The 1,487-nt window shown below is 48.8% G+C and carries 2 protein-coding genes; both read right to left on the bottom strand.

All coding sequences use genetic code 11. The features are described from left to right. On the bottom strand, nt 1-455 hold a 455-nt coding region (locus D6783_02880), incomplete at its 3' end, for a hypothetical protein (protein ID RME53125.1). Between the two features lie 255 nt (nt 456-710). After that, nucleotides 711-1,064, bottom strand: coding sequence for a hypothetical protein (locus D6783_02875; GenBank protein RME53124.1), 354 nt, complete (start codon nt 1,062-1,064; stop codon nt 711-713). Nucleotides 1,065-1,487: the final 423 nt, after the last annotated feature.

Here is a 1,487-nt window from a genome sequence, read left to right as displayed (position 1 = left end):
GCCTTGTGCTCGAAGGTCAAGCTCTCCGCATCAGGCAGGCCAATGTGAATGTGCCCACCACACGTGCGGATACGCGATAATGGGTTAGGCGTTGGGTTTCTCTGGAGAGAATAGGCGTCGTAGTCTGGTGAACAACCGAAAACAAACGCCCCAGAACCGGCAGCTTTAAGCCACTGGCGCTCGAACTTAAGCGCTGGCTTCACATATGGTTCAAGGCCTGTCACTTCTCTTATGGCGTCAAGCGCCTGTACTGTGCGCTTATAAAATTCTTCCTTGCTGGCGGTCGGTTCTATGCCGAACTCCGCCATGATGTTGTCTTCCAAAAGGAAGACGTTGCCAATCTTAAGTGGCCTGTCCTTGTGGCCACCAATCAGGCCACAGGAAGGGACAATGTTACCTTGTGCGTCCTGAAGAAATACTTCAGGATCACAACCATAAAAGACTCTACCTTTCATTTTTCTGTCCTCGCTTTACTTTGATAGTAGCGGATATATTCCGCAGATTTTTGAAAGTGTTCCACAAGAATATATGGATTCTTGTGAGCAAAAATCCTTCTGGGCGTCTTGATAAACCAGACGCCCTTGACCTTTACCAACTGAACTCCTTCCATCTCTCTTTGCCTCACCATCTATGCCTTTTCATAAAATTTACCGCGGGTAAGGTTGTACCCGCTTGGGTCAATGCATCTATATTTTTTCATTTTTCACCTCTTAGCTAACAAGGATAAAATATCGACCATTAAAGACCGAATGGTCGCCTTTAGGTTGACCCTCGGTCTGGGCAAGCACTCCTGCGTAAGACAGTGAGCTGTCATCGTTGATGAACACCCACCCTTGCCCATTTCTCTGGGCAAGCGCACAGATTTGATTGGTTTGTTGAAGGAAGGCGACTATCTCATTAAAGTCGAACTTACCTTCGAGCCATAAAGACGGCTCGGCTTTGCCTTCGAACACTCCTTTACCGAAACAGTAAGAATTGGCTCGGAACAACAAGCTACGCGATAGGTCGTAGCTGAATTTATCTCCATTTCTATCAGCCAATCCAACGATTATCCTATCGAACATGTTTCACCTCTCTTTGTTGGTTGAAAAAAAATTAACCTCTGGCGCGAACATTAGCACGCTGAATCGGGCAATGCAAACGGTAAAACGCAAAAAATTGAGATTAATTTGGCATAAGAAGTGAGGCCTAAAGTACGCAATGGAATAAGCGAGAGGCAGGAAAGGCAGTGCTTTGCGTAAGTGATTGATTTGTAAAGGTTTGGGTAGTGTGGTTTGGGAGATTGGGTGACACCCCTCAGAAAAATTTCTGTCACACAAGGCCCCACAAGGCCCCACAAGGCCCCACAAGGCCCCACAAGGCCCCACAGAGTCCTATAGAGCGAGCGAGGCGAGAAGTAGCGCGCACGCGTACACGCACACACACACGCACACACACGCGCGCAGGCGCACGCACGCACGCACGCGGGGGAGCGTAACGCGCGGGGG

The sequence above is a fragment of the Candidatus Woesearchaeota archaeon genome (assembly GCA_003694805.1).
GTDB lineage: Archaea > Nanobdellota > Nanobdellia > Woesearchaeales > J110 > J110.
This window is presented reverse-complemented; position numbering and strand designations above follow the sequence as displayed.

What these genes read in the sequence shown, in the direction of transcription:
- D6783_02875 (RME53124.1), bottom strand. Translation starts at nt 1,064, where the DNA reads ATGTTCGATAGGATAATCGTTGGATTGGCTGATAGAAATGGAGATAAA.